This is a genomic window from Acrocarpospora macrocephala (assembly GCF_009687865.1).
GTDB lineage: Bacteria > Actinomycetota > Actinomycetes > Streptosporangiales > Streptosporangiaceae > Acrocarpospora > Acrocarpospora macrocephala.
In genome coordinates this window covers 22,515-36,761 of the sequence record NZ_BLAE01000068.1, presented here as the reverse complement: position 1 = coordinate 36,761, position 14,247 = coordinate 22,515, and the positions used below count along the sequence as shown (strand labels likewise).

15 protein-coding genes are annotated in these 14,247 nt (G+C 67.9%); 12 read left to right on the top strand and 3 right to left on the bottom strand.

All coding sequences use genetic code 11. The annotated features are described in order from the left end of the window. Nucleotides 1-164 precede the first annotated feature (164 nt). The gene (pcaDC, locus tag Amac_RS42810; protein ID WP_246269062.1) at nucleotides 165-1,262 is read left to right on the top strand and encodes a bifunctional 3-oxoadipate enol-lactonase/4-carboxymuconolactone decarboxylase PcaDC; all 1,098 of its coding nucleotides are present in this window, start codon (nucleotides 165-167) and stop codon (nucleotides 1,260-1,262) included. Next, nucleotides 1,262-2,410 carry a 4-hydroxybenzoate 3-monooxygenase gene (locus Amac_RS42805; RefSeq protein WP_155360174.1) on the top strand — a complete coding sequence of 383 codons (1,149 nt, stop codon included), beginning with the start codon at nucleotides 1,262-1,264 and terminating at the stop codon, nucleotides 2,408-2,410. Before pcaDC ends, Amac_RS42805 begins: the two co-directional genes overlap by 1 nt. Before the next feature lie 194 nt (nucleotides 2,411-2,604). On the opposite strand, the gene Amac_RS42800 is transcribed toward Amac_RS42805, so the two are convergent. Then, nucleotides 2,605-3,195 carry an XRE family transcriptional regulator gene (locus tag Amac_RS42800; protein WP_155360173.1) on the bottom strand — a complete coding sequence of 197 codons (591 nt, stop codon included), beginning with the start codon at nucleotides 3,193-3,195 and terminating at the stop codon, nucleotides 2,605-2,607. A 146-nt stretch (nucleotides 3,196-3,341) separates the two neighbouring features. Here Amac_RS42800 and Amac_RS42795 point away from each other — a divergent pair, with 146 nt between their 5' ends. Next, nucleotides 3,342-3,944 carry a class I SAM-dependent methyltransferase gene (locus Amac_RS42795; RefSeq protein WP_155360172.1) on the top strand — a complete coding sequence of 201 codons (603 nt, stop codon included), beginning with the start codon at nucleotides 3,342-3,344 and terminating at the stop codon, nucleotides 3,942-3,944. A gap of 217 nt (nucleotides 3,945-4,161) precedes the next feature. Next, entirely contained in the window at nucleotides 4,162-5,484 is a 1,323-nt protein-coding gene (locus tag Amac_RS42790) for a HAMP domain-containing sensor histidine kinase (protein ID WP_155360171.1), read from the top strand. A gap of 3 nt (nucleotides 5,485-5,487) precedes the next feature. On the opposite strand, the gene Amac_RS42785 is transcribed toward Amac_RS42790, so the two are convergent. Then, nucleotides 5,488-6,249: a class I SAM-dependent methyltransferase gene (locus tag Amac_RS42785; protein WP_155360170.1), complete on the bottom strand. Its 762-nt coding sequence runs from the start codon at nucleotides 6,247-6,249 to the stop codon at nucleotides 5,488-5,490. 73 nt (nucleotides 6,250-6,322) lie between these two features. Between Amac_RS42785 and Amac_RS42780 the strand changes: the two genes are divergently transcribed. The 6 genes from Amac_RS42780 (at nucleotide 6,323) to Amac_RS42755 (ending at nucleotide 12,337) form a co-directional block, all read left to right on the top strand. Then, a complete protein-coding gene (locus Amac_RS42780; protein WP_155360169.1) occupies nucleotides 6,323-6,877 on the top strand; it encodes a CGNR zinc finger domain-containing protein in 555 nt (184 codons plus the stop codon). Between the two features lie 69 nt (nucleotides 6,878-6,946). After that, nucleotides 6,947-7,891, top strand: coding sequence for a Ppx/GppA family phosphatase (locus tag Amac_RS42775; protein ID WP_155360168.1), 945 nt, complete (start codon nucleotides 6,947-6,949; stop codon nucleotides 7,889-7,891). 73 nt (nucleotides 7,892-7,964) lie between these two features. After that, a complete protein-coding gene (locus Amac_RS42770; protein ID WP_155360167.1) occupies nucleotides 7,965-8,135 on the top strand; it encodes a hypothetical protein in 171 nt (56 codons plus the stop codon). 3 nt (nucleotides 8,136-8,138) lie between these two features. Then, nucleotides 8,139-10,118 (top strand): MFS transporter, encoded by a 1,980-nt coding sequence (locus Amac_RS42765; protein ID WP_155360166.1) that lies wholly within the window; start codon nucleotides 8,139-8,141, stop codon nucleotides 10,116-10,118. 109 nt (nucleotides 10,119-10,227) lie between these two features. Continuing rightward, nucleotides 10,228-11,043 (top strand): maleylpyruvate isomerase family mycothiol-dependent enzyme, encoded by an 816-nt coding sequence (locus Amac_RS42760; protein ID WP_155360165.1) that lies wholly within the window; start codon nucleotides 10,228-10,230, stop codon nucleotides 11,041-11,043. 286 nt (nucleotides 11,044-11,329) lie between these two features. After that, the gene (locus Amac_RS42755; protein ID WP_155360164.1) at nucleotides 11,330-12,337 is read left to right on the top strand and encodes a hypothetical protein; all 1,008 of its coding nucleotides are present in this window, start codon (nucleotides 11,330-11,332) and stop codon (nucleotides 12,335-12,337) included. Nucleotides 12,338-12,456: 119 nt separating this feature from the next. On the opposite strand, the gene Amac_RS42750 is transcribed toward Amac_RS42755, so the two are convergent. Further along, the gene (locus tag Amac_RS42750; RefSeq protein ID WP_155360163.1) at nucleotides 12,457-12,915 is read right to left on the bottom strand and encodes a MarR family winged helix-turn-helix transcriptional regulator; all 459 of its coding nucleotides are present in this window, start codon (nucleotides 12,913-12,915) and stop codon (nucleotides 12,457-12,459) included. Between the two features lie 63 nt (nucleotides 12,916-12,978). Here Amac_RS42750 and Amac_RS42745 point away from each other — a divergent pair, with 63 nt between their 5' ends. Together Amac_RS42745 and Amac_RS42740 are read left to right on the top strand one after the other, a co-directional pair. Beyond that, on the top strand, nucleotides 12,979-13,347 hold the full coding sequence (locus Amac_RS42745; RefSeq protein ID WP_155360162.1) for a VOC family protein: 369 nt from the start codon (nucleotides 12,979-12,981) through the stop codon (nucleotides 13,345-13,347). Continuing rightward, entirely contained in the window at nucleotides 13,334-14,197 is an 864-nt protein-coding gene (locus tag Amac_RS42740) for an NAD(P)H-binding protein (RefSeq protein WP_170322944.1), read from the top strand. Before Amac_RS42745 ends, Amac_RS42740 begins: the two co-directional genes overlap by 14 nt. Nucleotides 14,198-14,247 lie beyond the last annotated feature (50 nt).

Sequence of the window (14,247 nt, the reverse complement as noted above, 5' to 3'; positions counted from 1 at the left end):
TGCCTGACCAGGCGGCGGGCTGGAACGGACCCGGCTTTCTGGGAATGGCCACGCCTGACCAGGCGGCGGACGGGAACGACCTTCCAGGGGCGGCAGTGCCTGAGCGGCCGAGCACATCGAACCCCCGCATTGCGGGTCAACCTCCGGCCCCTCGTCCCCGGGCCGTGCTCAATCATCGGATCGACGGCTCCGCCGACGCTCCGGTCCTGATGCTCGGTCCTTCACTCGGGACCTCGCTGGCCGTGTGGGAACCGCAGGCGGCCGCGCTGGCACGCCAGTTCAAGGTCGTCCGCTTCGACCTTCCCGGGCATGGGGCGTCCTCCGTCGAAGAGCTTTCGTCGATGGACGAACTCGCCGGGCGTGTGCTCGATCTGGCGGACTCGCTGGGTGTAGGGCGTTTCCACTACGCGGGGATCTCGCTGGGCGGCGCGATCGGGGCCTGGCTGGCCGTACACCATCCCGAGCGGGTCGAATCGCTGGCCATGGTGTGTTCGGCCGCCCGGTTCGGCGAGCCGGAAGCCTGGCGGGAGCGGGCCGCCCTGGTCCGCGCCCAAGGAACGGCGCCGCTCGCCGAGATAGCGCTCGGCCGGTGGTTCACGGCAGCGGGAGCGCGGACGCCCGCGGCTGAGCGGATGGCCGCCGATCTGGCCGCCGCCGACCCCGAGGGCTACGCGGCCTGCTGTGACGCACTCTCCGGTTACGACCTGCGCGCGGAGCTGACCAGGATCACCGCGCCCACGCTGATCGTCGCCGGGCGGGAGGACCCCGCCGCCCCGCCCGCCGTCGCCCGTGAACTCGCCGACGGCATCCCCGGCGCCACCCTGGTGGAGATCGCCCACGCCGCCCACTTGGCCGGCGTCGAACGGCCGGAATCCGTGCTGGCCGCCCTGCGAAGCCACCTGCCCGCGCCGGATGGGATGAGCGTGCGGCGGGCCGTACTCGGCGATGAGCATGTGGATCGGGCCATCGCCAACACCACCGATTTCACCGCCGACTTCCAGGACTTCATCACCCGCTACGCCTGGGGCGAGATCTGGACCCGCCCGGGCCTGGACCGGCGCACCCGCAGCTGCGTCACGCTCACCGCGCTGGTCGCGGGCGGCCACCTGGACGAGCTGGCCATGCACGTGCGCGCCGCGCTCCGCAACGGCCTCACCCCGGACGAGATCAAGGAAGTCCTGCTGCAGACCGCCGTCTACTGCGGCGTGCCTGCGGCCAACGCCGCCTTCGCCGTCGCGCAGCGCACCCTTGGGAGGACCTGATGTTCGCCACCGTCGCCATCGTCGGAGCCGGTCCGGCCGGGCTGCTGCTGGCCAGGATGCTGCACAACGCCGGAATCGACTCGATCGTCCTGGAACACCGGGATCGCGCGTACGTGGAACATCGCCAGCGCGCCGGCATGCTGGAACAGGGCACGGTCGACGCACTCCGCGCCTGCGGGGCCGCCGAGCGCCTGGACCGCGAGGGCCTGGTCCACCACGGCATCGAGCTGCGCTTCGACCACCAGAGCCACCACCTCGACTTCCCGGCCCTGACCGGCGGCCGCAGCGTGATGATCTACGCCCAGACCGAGATCGTGAAGGACCTGGTCGCGCTCCAGCTCGCCGAGGGCGGCCCGCTGCTCTTCGAAGCCGAAGCGATCGCCATCGAGGACGACATGCTCACCTTCGTCCGCGACGGCGTCGAGGAGAAACTGGGCTTCGACTTCGTCGTCGGCTGCGACGGCTTCCACGGCATCTCCCGCGCCGCGATCCCCGACGCCCGCGTGTACGAACGCGACTACCCCTACTCCTGGCTGGGCATCCTCGCCGACGTCCCCCCGTCCTGCGAGGAACTCATCTACGCCCACTCCGACCGCGGCTTCGCCCTGCACAGCATGCGTTCCCCCACGGTCAGCCGCCTCTACCTCCAGGTCCCCAACGACACCGACCCCGACGACTGGCCCGACGATCGCATCTGGGACGAGCTCGACGCCCGCTTCGCCGTCGACGCCGACTGGAAGCTGATGCGCGGCCCGATCACCCAGAAGGCCGTCACCCCCATGCGCAGCTTCGTCACCGAACCCATGCGCCACGGCCGCCTCTTCCTCGCCGGAGACGCCGCCCACATCGTGCCCCCCACCGGCGCCAAAGGCCTCAACCTGGCGATCGCCGACGTCGTCACCCTCGCCAAAGCCCTCCAGCACTGGTTCACCACCGGCTCCCCAGACCTCCTCAACACCTACTCCGACACCTGCCTCCGCCGCGTCTGGCGCGCCGAACACTTCTCCTATTTCATGACAACCCTCCTTCACCGCGCCCCCGACCAGACCCCCTTCGACACCCGCCTCCAGCTCTCCCAGCTGCACCGCATCGCCGACTCCCGCCACGCCGCCGCCGAACTGGCGGAGAACTACGCGGGCCTGCCCTAACAGCGGGCGTACTCGGCTGAACCGGTCGCGCTGGCGGCCGCCATGCGGATGGACCCTGCGTCGAGGCTTCGAGCGGGCCGAACACCGACGTGCGCGTCGTACCCAGTCACGGCACGGCCGATCCGTCCAGGGACACCGGCCAGCAGGTGGGAGGCGCGGCCACCGGACGCCGGTTACGTGCCTGCGGGGGTTGCTCAGATATCTGGGCGATATCGGGCTTTGATGTGGACGCGTTCGCCCTGGGGGCCGAGGATGCTGAGGAATTCCACTGGGCGCTCGTCGGCGTTGCCGAACCAGTGCGGGAGGTGAGTGTCGAATTCGGCGACTTCGCCGTCCGTGAGGATGAAGTCTTTGTCGCCGAGTACGACGCGTAGGCCGCCGTTGAGGACGTACAGCCAGTGGTAGCCCTCGTGCGATCGGGGATCGGGTTCGCGACCGTCGGTCAGGCCGGCGGGGAGGATGTGCTTGAACGCCTGCAGTCCGCCGGGTTTGCGCGTCAGCGGGACGACGGTCATGCCGTTGCGGGTGAACGGCTGCGGATACACCCGGGGGTCGAGATCGGCCGGGGCGCCGACAAGTTCGTCGATCGGCACCTGGTAGGCCCTGGCCAGGGGCAGCAGGAGTTCCAGGCCCGGTTTGCGGTGCCCGGACTCCAGCCGGGACAGGGTGCTGATCGGAATGCCGGTGGTCTCCGACAGGGCGGTCAGGGTGGCGCCGCGTCGACGGCGCAACTCGCGCAGCCGGGGACCGACCGCGGCCAGCACGGCGTCGAAGTCATCGCTCATACGTTCACTGTGCCTGCGCTTTGCATTTTCTGCAAAGAACTTTGCCCGAATGCCAATGCGGGCGCACTCTTGGCGTCGGAGGTGGCCACGATGACCCGCACCTCACGCCGATCGCCACCAAGGAACCAACGAGAGGACTGAGCGCCATGAACGCCCAGTTCTGGGACAAGATGTATCGCAGCCGCGACCAGGTGTTCAGCGGCAACCCCAACGGCGTGCTCGTCACTGAGGCCACCGGCCTGCCACCGGGCCAAGCGCTCGACGTCGGATGCGGTGAAGGAGCTGACGCACTCTGGCTGGCCCGACACGGCTGGCACGTCACCGCGGTCGACATCTCGCAAGCCGCGCTGGAACGCGCCGCCGCGGCAGCCACGGACAGCACCGGCCGCGTGGCGTGGGCACGGGCCGACCTCACCACCACGCCGCCCCCAGCGGGCGCCTTCGACCTGGTGTCCATCCAGTACTTCCCGCTCCTGCGCCAGCCAGGCCACACGGCGTTGCGCGGCCTGCTGGATGCTGTCGCCCCCGGCGGCACGCTGCTCTTCGCCACCCACGCCCTCGCGGATCTGGCCCCGCGTCATGAGGAGGACTTCGACCCCGCCGGCTACTACCAGCCCGACGACATCGCTCAACTCCTCGACCCCACCTGGAACGTCCTGATCAATGAGACCCGCCCCCGCACCGCCCCGGCCCCCGCCGGCACACACCACACCCACGACACCGTCCTGCGAGCACTACGCCTGCCGTGAGCCGGCGCCCATCGACCAAGGCGCGGCCATGAACTCGGTAAAACGTTGGCCTGTATTTGGTCTGATCTGGGCGGCTTTGCGTGTGGTTACTCTCCCCATGACTATCCTTGACAACGTCCTGACCTGGGCTTTGGCAAGGAGAAGGGTTGTGTTGGGAAGAGGCTGGGCCTCATTTTTGCCGCATTCGGTTCGCGCGCGTACCACGCTTGGCGTCGGGGTGCTGGCGTTGGTCTTCCTCACCGTGATCGGTGTCAGCCTCGACTTCCTGGTCCTGGACAGGGTTCGGGATCGCGCTTTCCATGAGACCCAGCGAGCCTCCACCGAGTGGATCGGGTCCTTCGAGCCGGGCAGGATACCGTTGTCGACGACGCCGGCCAGCGTCGACCTGCTTCAGCTCGTCGACTCCCGTGGCCAGGTGGTCGCCGCCAGCGAGGCGGCGGCGGGCCTGCCGCCCCTGAGCACGCTGCGGCCCCCGGCCGACGACCGGATCCAGGGCGGTACGGCGTGCTCCCCGCAAGGCGGGTGCATCCTGTTCACCGCCAGCCGGCTCCTCCCGCAGACCAACCGCCTGCTCGGGCAGGGTGAGCCTTCGTTCGTGTACGCTGGCATGCGCGAACCGGCCATCCTGTCCTCCCATGGCCTGGAGGTCGGCACCGCCGCCGGAGTTCTCCTGGTCGCATCCCTCGTCACGTGGGGAAACTGGCAGTTCTCGACCCGGATGATGAGCCGCGTGGAGGCGATCCGGGAGCGAATGTCGGAGATCACGGTGAGTGACCTGAGCCTGCGGGTGCCGCAGCCGCCGGGGTGCGACGAGTTCGCGCGCCTCGCTTTCACCGTCAACCAGACGCTGGCCCGCCTGGAGGAGTCGGTGGAACTGCAACGCCGATTCGCCTCCACCACCTCCCACGAGCTCAGGAACCCGCTTGCCGGCCTGCATGCCCAGCTGGAAGAGGCAGTCCTCTATCCCGGCGACGTCGACCCCCGCGAAACCGTGCACAAGGCGTTGTCGGTCACCGACCGGCTGGTGGCGATCGTCGACGACCTGCTGGTGTTGTCCCGTCTCCGCACCGGCGACCCCGCCGCGCACGAGCCGATCGACCTCAGCGCCCTGATCACGCAGGAGACGGCGACGTTGACGGACGGCGTGCCGGTGCACGTCCACATCGACCGTGAGGTGAAGGTCTCGGGCAGCCGCATCCAGCTGATCCGGGTCCTGAGCAACCTCCTGGCCAACGCCCGGCGGCACGCCGACACCGAAGTCGAGGTCACCGCCGGGCGTACGGACGGTCAGGCGGTGGTGACGGTGACCGATGACGGCGACGGCATCGCGCCCCAGGACCGCGAACGCGTCTTCGAACGCTTCGTCAGGCTCGACGCCGCCCGGCGCCGCGAACCCGGAGGCAGCGGACTCGGCCTGGCCATCTCCCGGGACATCGCGCAGGCGCACCACGGAACCCTGCTGATCGAGGACGCGCCGCGGGGTGCGCGATTCGTGCTCCGGCTGCCGCTGATGGACGCGGCCGACGGGCCCGCGACGTAGTCTCTACGGCAGCAGCGCGCAGAGCAGGCGGTCGTTGCCGCGTTGCCACAGGGTGCCGATCTCGGTGAAGCCGGCGGCTCGCAGGGCGTTCACGTGGGTGGAGAGCAGGCCGGATTCCGAGCCGTGGTGCCCGGCGGAGGCCTTGCGGCGGTCGCGGTCGAGGTTGAGGGCTTCGAGCTCGGGGTCGGCGGCCACGGCGGCCCACCAGGACGCCCAGTCCTCCGGGGGATCCGCGGCGAACAGGCGTTCGGCGGCGCGGGTTCCGAGGGCCACTTCGAGAGCGTCCAGCCGGGCGTCGGCCACCGCGAGGTGGTCGCCGTTGAGGAACATGCCACCCGGGCGGAGCGCCCCGGCCAGCTCCGCGTAGACGTTCTTCAGCTGGTCTCCCGGGATCCAGTGCAGGGCGGTGGTGCTGACGGCCACATCGGCGGGGCGGGGGAGGCCGAGCGCCTCGGTCCAGCCGGGGACGCGCAGGTCCCGATCCACGAAGCGCAGGCCGGGGAGGCCGTCGTATTCGGCTCGGCCCAGAGCCAGCAGGAGCGGGTCGGTGTCGACGGCGATCACGGTCGCGTCCGGGAGGCGGTTCAGGAGGCGGGCGCTCAGGGAACCGGGGCCGCAGCCGAGGTCGATCACGACGGGGTCGGGACGTCCGGTTTCGACGGCGTCGATGAGCGCGGTGAAGCGCTCCTCGCGGTCGGGGAGGTAGCCCTCCTGCTGGCGGTCCCAGCGTTCGATCCAGGCGTGGGCATGCTCGTGGCTCAGCATCGCGACTCCCCTTGTCACTGTCGTCTATCATTTCGACAGTCACACGCTAGGCAAAGAGGATGTAACTGGTCAAGTGAATTTCAACAGTCACTCGGACATGGTCGTGGCCATCGCGGTGGCCTTGGTGAACGTGCTCACCCCCGGGGAGCGGCGCGGCAGGCCGTACCAGGTTCCGGAGGGGGAGCAGCGGCGCGAGGCCGTGGCCGAGGCGGTGCGGGCGCGACGGGAGGTCACCGACGAGGAGGCGGCCGAGCTCGCGGGCTACGCGCCGGATCTGCGTGTGGTCTTCGAGGCCGTGGCCGCGGGTGATCTGGATCACGCCGCGGGGACGCTCAACCGGCTGCTCGTCGACACCCGGGCCAGGCCGCACCTGTCCCGCCACGACGGCGAACCCTGGCACGTGCACTTCCACGGCACCGATGGAATGTTCGGCGGCGACTACGCCGCGTCCTGCGCGACCGGCCTGGCCATCGTGCTGGGCAGCGAGCTGCACGACCGCCTCGGCGTCTGCACGGCGAACCGATGCGACCGCGTCTACGTGGACGTGTCCCGCAACGGCACCCGCCGGTTCTGCTCCACCGCGTGCCAGAACCGCGTGAAAACCGCCGCTTTCCGGGCTCGAACGTGAGATCGCGCCCGTATCAAGGAGAGATAACGGCGGGATGAACGGTTATATGCAGGCGGTAACGTCGCCTTCATGCGACTAGGTGTCCTCGACGTCGGATCCAACACGGTGCACCTGCTGGTGATGGACGCGCACCAGGGGGCCCGGCCGCTGCCCGCGTACTCCCACAAAGTCGAGCTGCGGCTCGCCGAGCATCTCGACGGTGATCGGCTGTCGGCGCAGGGCGCCGAGCAGCTGCACGGCTTCGTCCGGGAGGCGATGCGCATCGCCGAGGACAAGGGCGTGGAGGATCTCGTCGCCTTCGCCACCTCCGCCGTCCGGGACGCGGTGAACGGCGAGGAGGTGCTCAACCAGATCAAGGATGAGACCCGGGTCGACATCCAGGTCCTGTCCGGCGCCGACGAGGCCCGGCTCACGTTCCTGGCCGTGCGCCGCTGGTTCGGCTGGTCCTCGGGGCGGCTGCTGGTCATCGACATCGGCGGCGGCTCGCTCGAGATCGCCTCCGGCATCGACGAGCAGCCCGACACCGCCGTCTCGCTGCCGCTCGGCGCGGGCCGCCTGACCCGCGACTGGTTCACCGCCGACCCGCCCCCCGCCGACGAGGTACGCGCGCTGCGCCGCCACATCCGCACCGAGATCGGCCGCACCGTCGGCGGCGTCATCCGGTACGGCAGGCCCGACCACACCGTCGCCACCTCCAAGACCTTCCGCCAGCTGGCCAGGATCGCCGGCGCCGCCCCCTCCAGCGAGGGCCCCTACACCAAACGGTCGCTCACCCACGAGGCCGTCACCAGCTGGACCGGCCGCCTGGCCGAGATGAGCTCGGCCAAGCGCAACTCCCTCCCCGGCGTCTCCGTCGGCCGCGCCCCCCAGCTGCTGGCGGGCGCGCTGGTCGCCGACGCCACCATGGACCTGTTCGACCTGCCCGCCTTAGAGCTCTGCCCGTGGGCCCTGCGCGAGGGCGTGATCCTGCGCCGCCTGGACGTGCTGCCGTCCGGATCGGGCGTAAGGCTGTGACCTGGCCACTAGGTAAGGCATTTATCCATTCATAGCGGGCAAGCGCTCCTGTGACCTAGATCATGGAGGGCGAATGGCCGAGTTCGCAGGCGCGCTGTTGTCACTGGCGGTCGTCTTCGCGCTGGTGGCAATCGCGTTACTGCTGATCTCGATCCTGTTCCTGACGGGCCTGGCGATCTTCGCGGCCAGTATCACCCTAAAGAGGACATCAAGCATGAAACAAGGCCGGGTGGGGACATTGTGATCCATGGAGGGAAAGGTTGATCGCGGCATCTGGGTGATCATCGGGGCGCTCATGCTCACCCTCCTCCTGGCCGCCCTCGACCAGACCATCGTCTCCACCGCGCTGCCCACCATCGTCAGCGAGTTCGGCGGCCTCAACCACCTGTCCTGGGTGGTCACCGCCTACCTGCTGGCCGCGACCGTCTCCGCCCCGCTCTGGGGCAAACTCGGCGACCAGTACGGCCGCAAACGGCTCTTCCAGCTCGCGATCGTGATCTTCCTGGGCGCCTCCGCGCTCTGCGGTCTGGCCCAGGACCTGGCCCAGCTGATCTTCTTCAGGGCGCTCCAGGGCCTGGGCGGCGGCGGCCTGATGGCGCTGGCCATGGCCATCATCGGCGACGTGGTCGCCCCCCGCGACCGAGGCCGCTACCAGGGACTGTTCGGCGGGGTCTTCGCCTTCGCCAGCGTGGTCGGCCCGCTCATCGGCGGCCTGTTCGTGGACCACCTCTCCTGGCGCTGGGTCTTCTACGTCAACCTGCCCATCGGCCTGGTCGCGCTGGCGGCGATCACCGCCACCCTGCCCGGGCGGCCCGACCGCACCGCGCACCGCATCGACTTCCGCGGCGCCGCCGTGCTCACCGCCGCCGTCACCTGCATCGTGATGATCACCACCTGGGGCGGCACCGAGCAGAGCTGGGACTCCCCGGTGATCCTCGTCCTGGCCGCCGCCGCGGTCGCGCTGCTGGCGCTGTTCCTGCGCGTCGAGCGCCAGGCCGCCGAACCGGTGCTGCCGCCGCACCTGTTCCGGATCGGCGTCTTCACCGTCTGCTCCGCGCTCGGCTTCATCGCCGGCTTCGCCATGATGGGATCGCTGGCCTACCTGCCGCTCTTCCTCCAGGTCGTGCACGGCGTCTCGGCCACCACCTCCGGCCTCTACCTGCTGCCCCTGATGGTCGGCATGCTCGGCATGTCCATCACCACCGGCCAGCTGATCAGCAGGACCGGCCACTACCGGAGCTTCCCCATCCTCGGCATGGCCGTCGCCACCGCCGGCATGCTGCTGCTGCACACGGTGGACGAGCACACCTCGCTGGCGCTCTGCGGCCTCTACTTCTTCGTGCTCGGCGCGGGCCTGGGCCTGGTCATGCAGGTGCTGGTGATCGCCGTCCAGAACATCATCGACTACCGCAACCTCGGCGTCGCGACCTCCTCGGTCATCTTCTTCCGCTCCATCGGCGGCTCCTTCGGCGTCTCCGTCTTCGGCTCCATCTTCGCCAGCCAGCTGGCCGGCCACCTCACCACCGCGCTGCGCGGCCAGCGCCTGCCGCTCGACTTCGACCCCACGCTCATCCAGGGCGACCCCCAGGTCCTGGCCCGGCTGCCGCCGGAGGCCGCCGCCCGGATCCTGCACGCCTTCTCCGAGTCGATCACCGCGATCTTCCTGTACGCCGCCCCCATCGCCCTCCTCGGCTTCGCCCTCGCCTGGTTCCTGCGCCAGGTCCCCCTCCGTACCAGCATCAGCACGGCGTGCTCCGACCTGGGCGACGGGTACGGCCGCCCCCGCGCCGACTCCTCCCAGGCCGAGATCGAGCGCGCCCTCAGCCGCCTGATGCGCCACGACCCCGCCGCGGTCTCCCTCTACACCGACCTGGCCCGCCGGGCCGGATACAGCTTCTCCGCCGGGACCACCTGGGCGCTCTGCCGGGTCGCCCGCGAGGGCAGGATCAACCGCGCGGTCCTGGCCGAACGCGCCGGGTACACCCCCGAGCAGGGCATCCCGTACCTCCAGCCGCTGGTCGACCGCGGCCTGATCGAGCGCGCCGAGCCGCAGCTGGTGATCACCGGCCCCGGCCTGAAGGCGGCCCAGCGCATCATCGGCGTACGGCGGGCCGCGCTGGCCCGCCACCTGGACGGCTGGGACCCCGACGCCAACCCCCAGCTCACCGACCTGCTCACCCGCCTCGCCACCGAGACCGTCGGCTGCGACTCCGAGGCCCCCGGCTAACTCTTGACATCTCCGCCGATTTGATTGAATCTTCAATTGGCCTCGACGGGGAGGCGTTTCCGCCTGCCGGGAGGCCCACCGCCAGCCCCCCAGGCGAAAGAGACCTGACATGAGCGAATGGGACGCCACCAGCGTCGAAGGTAAGAACACCATCCTGCGGGTGGTACGCGAGGAGGCCGAGCGATTCTTCGCTCTCGCGGAACCCGAGGAGGCCTGGGAAGCCCCCACCGCCTGCGCGGGCTGGCACGTCAGGGACGTCGTCGCCCACCTCGTCGACACCACCGAGGGCTACTTCGCCGCCTTCGACGTGGCCCGCGCCGGGGCCCAGGCCGACGACCCGTACGGGCTGCCCGCGATGGGCGCCCGCGTCAACGAGCAGGCGATCTCGTTCCGCAACACCACCCAGAAGGAACTGCTCGACCGGGCCCGCACCGACTTCGAGAAGATGCAGCGCATCCTGACCGACCTCAGCCCCGAGGACTGGACCGGATTCCTCGTAGTTCATCCATACATGGGCCCCGTGCCCGCCTACTTCTACGCCGCCGGGCAGCTGATGGACTTCGGCGTCCACTCCTGGGACATCCGCGAGGGCACCGGCCGCAACCACGCCATGTCCGGCGACGCCGCCGACCTGCTGGTGCCGTTCATGCTGGTCCTCTGGCAGTACACGATCAAGGCCGACGCCGACCTGACACCGTTCTCGGTGGGCCTGCGCATCGGCGGCCGCAACGGCGGCGACTTCCGCGTGGACATCGGCCCTGAGGGCATGGCGTACGCCCCTGGCGACGTCAGCGATCTCCCCGCGGTGATCGAGTTCGACGCGGCCAGCATGGTCCTCACCACATTCGGCCGGGGAAACTTCGGCACGGTGCGCGGCGACCTGAACCTGGCAAATCGCTTCCTGAACCTGTTCTTCCGCATCTAGCGCCGACCTGCGGCTTCGTGACCTGCCGGTGTGGCGCCCGGCAGTTCACTGAGCCGCGGAAACGTCGTTCGTATGGGAGCCGATCGCAACGGCCTGGGGCTTTCTGTCGCCTTTCGGCGCTCTGGCGTTCGCTTCTTGGGCATCTTTCGCTGGCCCTGGCCTGCTCGGCTGATGCCGGAGCACGAAAGGCCTGTTGGCGTGGCTACTTTCTCAATTATGGTTCCTAGCGAGAGACGACCCAAAGGTATGAAGGGCCCCGGGTCTCATACAAGTAGGGCCAAACATTGTGAGCAATGACAAGCCTCGAACACCCAAGGATCCTGGTCAGCCGCCAGACCATCGGGGTGAACTCGGGCGTCGACTGCCAGGTCCCGAAGACGCGCACGAGCGAAATCGGAACTCGGAAGATAGGCCCGGCGAGGCACCCGAAGGCCTAGATGAGACGCCGACTGAAGCTCAGTCGAGCTCAGTCGATGATCCAGCCATCATCGACTCCGATTATGCATTCCGTCAGATCATGGTTCGTGGCCGAGCTGACGAATACGACAAGGCCCAGCAGGCTCAAGCACGCCTATCAGCTGGCGGGGACGCGCCACCCTCGTTTAGCAAGAAGGCCGCCCAAGAGTTACAGGACGGCCAACGCGACGCTCATCAATCTCTAATTGATGAAATTCCGCATGCGCTGGAGCGCCAAGCAATTCAATTAGAGGAGTCTGAGGGGCATTTTGACCGCGAGCCTGACAAGGCTCGGATACGTGAAATTTCGGTGCGGATATACATTGAGAATGATGAGACCTCGCCCGAGGGAGTCGCATCCGCGCTCGAAGAGGTACTCGCAGAACACGAATTTACCATCAGTCAAGATTTAGACACACTACATGGATCATGGTTCAGAACCCTGATTGCCCGAACGAAGAGAAGTTTGACCAGGCGTGAAGCGCAGGAACAAATGGATGAATTAGTCGACAAGCTCCAGCGGGCCGCCGAACTTCGGCTGATTCACTCAAAGCAGGCTGAGGTTGATTCAGCGCAGGGCTCGACCGTAGCCGCCCTGATCTCATCGCTTGAAGGGACCTCCGACGCGTCAATCCAAGTCGGCTCGATCCTTCTGGCGAAGATTTCTGGGACGATCTACGTGCGCAACCTAACCCAGCGGGAGCTTGTTTATATCGAGCATCACCCGACCTTGCTGGCGGAACCATCGCAAATCCTGGCTGCCCTGGAGAAAGCCCCAGAAATTAGCACGAGAAGCCTCGAACCGCCAAGTCACCAAGCCCAGATGGCGACCGATTGAGGGCTCTTCGCAGAAGAGGGTGTAGTCGAGGTCTGTCGGTTTCCGAGGTCCGTCCGCACGGTTTTCATGCTCGGCTGCACTCCTATCCGGGCGCGACGAGACGTGCGCCGGGGAACGAGCTATGCACCGTCGTTGCCATCGCGCAGGGAATGAATCATGCTTTGCAGGATCCGGAACGCGCCTGACTGCTCGGTCTCGGTCATGCCGGCCAGCATTCTGACCTCGACGGACCGGACCGCTACGGTCGCCTTCTCGAGCCTCCGTCGGCCGCGAGGCGTGAGCCGCGTGGGAAGAACCTTCCCGACGGGCGCCTCCGCAGGCCTGGTCACGTAGCCCTCTCGTTCCAGGGTCTGGAGCAGCACGTTCATCGACTGCCGTGTCACGAACGCGCGCCGCGCGAGCTCGGAGTTCGACAAGCCCGGCCGTTGAGCCAGCAGTTCGAGGCAGGAGTAGTGCGTCACGCTCATCTCGAGTGGCCGCAGCACCTCTTCCATGGCTGCGCGGAGGGCGCTCGAAGCCTCTTTCAGCAGGTAGCCCAGTGATTTGTCCAGGTCGACGCCGACACCGTTTTGACTCATGTCAGTATTCTGACATACATTGGTCTGTGTCAGGAATCTGACACGAAGAGAAGGAGCATCATCTTGCCCGCCATTGGCCCCGACTTCATCTCGCTGCAAGCGCGTGACCTCGACGCTTCGCAGGCGTTCTACGAGCAGTACCTCGGCCTCGTTCGCTCGCAGGCCGGGCCTCCGCACGCCGTCGTCTTCGAGACGAAGCCGATCGCGTTCGCGCTCCGCGACGTCGTTCCCGGCACCGACCTCGCATCCGTTGCTCAGCCCGGCATCGGTGCCGCGATCTGGCTCCACGCCACAGACGTCCAGGCCATTCACGATGCTCTCGTCGCCGACGGTCACACCATCGTCTCCGCACCGATCGACGGCCCCTTCGGTCGGACATTCACCTTCGCCGACCCCGACGGCTACCAGATCACTCTCCATGACCGTGCCTGAGGCGAGCACCCTGGTTTTTGGGGCTACGGGGGCACTCGGTCGCCACGTCCTGGACGCGCTAGTCGCTCGGGGAATCAGTCCCGAAACGATCACCGCGGTCGGTCGGAATCAATTGCGCCTCGGGGAACTTGCTTCCGCCGGGTTCAGCACTGCTGCCGTCGATCTGTCGGATTCAGTCGGCGTCGCAGAACTGGTTGCCAGGCACTCTGACATTGTGTTGATCTCGGGTAGCGACTCGAATCGCCTTGCTCAGCACGAGTCGGTGATCGAGGCTGCGAAGAACGCGAATGTCCGACACGTCTACTACACCAGCGGAGTTCGAGCCGACGATGACCGGTTCGAGATCAATGCGGACCACAGGGCGACAGAGGAAGCTCTTACCGCTTCCGGTGTGACGTACACGATCCTGCGGAACACCTGGTACATCGAGAACTACATTCAGGCGCTGGCAGGCCCCCGCTTCACCGGCGTTCTCGCCGCGGCGACCGGTGACGCCGTCGTTGCAGCAGCCAGCCGGAAGGACCTGGCCGAGGCATTGGCCATCGTCGTCACCACAGATGGGCACGGCAATGTCACTTACAGCCTCTCAGGCGACACAAACTTCACCTACGCCGACATTGCCGAAGCGATGTCGGTCGTGCTGGAGCGAGAGGTCACTTACCAGCCTGTCACTCCCGAAGAGTTGCAGGTAGCGCTCATCAATTCGGGGATGGACGGCGAGCTGGCCAGCTTCTTGGTAAGCCTCGATGAAACCATCGCTGCCGGGGTTTTTGCTCGGGTCGGTGACGATCTTTCTCGACTCCTCGGCAGGCCAACGACCGGCCTTGTTGAGGGACTGACGGCAGAGTGAACAGTGGGGCCGGCGCGGGCGAGTCGGCAACCTCGGCTCGCGCTGTCCCT

Bases quoted from the DNA above. Each gene is read 5' to 3' on its own strand.
- Amac_RS42770 (WP_155360167.1), top strand. From the start codon at position 7,965: ATGGCCGAGTTCGCAGGCGCGCTGTTGTCACTGGCGGTCGTCTTCGCG.
- Amac_RS42775 (WP_155360168.1), top strand. From the start codon at position 6,947: ATGCGACTAGGTGTCCTCGACGTCGGATCCAACACGGTGCACCTGCTG.
- Amac_RS42805 (WP_155360174.1), top strand. From the start codon at position 1,262: ATGTTCGCCACCGTCGCCATCGTCGGAGCCGGTCCGGCCGGGCTGCTG.
- Amac_RS42795 (WP_155360172.1), top strand. From the start codon at position 3,342: ATGAACGCCCAGTTCTGGGACAAGATGTATCGCAGCCGCGACCAGGTG.
- Amac_RS42800 (WP_155360173.1), bottom strand. From the start codon at position 3,195: ATGAGCGATGACTTCGACGCCGTGCTGGCCGCGGTCGGTCCCCGGCTG.
- Amac_RS42740 (WP_170322944.1), top strand. From the start codon at position 13,334: ATGACCGTGCCTGAGGCGAGCACCCTGGTTTTTGGGGCTACGGGGGCA.
- Amac_RS42760 (WP_155360165.1), top strand. From the start codon at position 10,228: ATGAGCGAATGGGACGCCACCAGCGTCGAAGGTAAGAACACCATCCTG.
- Amac_RS42765 (WP_155360166.1), top strand. From the start codon at position 8,139: ATGGAGGGAAAGGTTGATCGCGGCATCTGGGTGATCATCGGGGCGCTC.
- Amac_RS42750 (WP_155360163.1), bottom strand. From the start codon at position 12,915: ATGAGTCAAAACGGTGTCGGCGTCGACCTGGACAAATCACTGGGCTAC.
- Amac_RS42785 (WP_155360170.1), bottom strand. From the start codon at position 6,249: ATGCTGAGCCACGAGCATGCCCACGCCTGGATCGAACGCTGGGACCGC.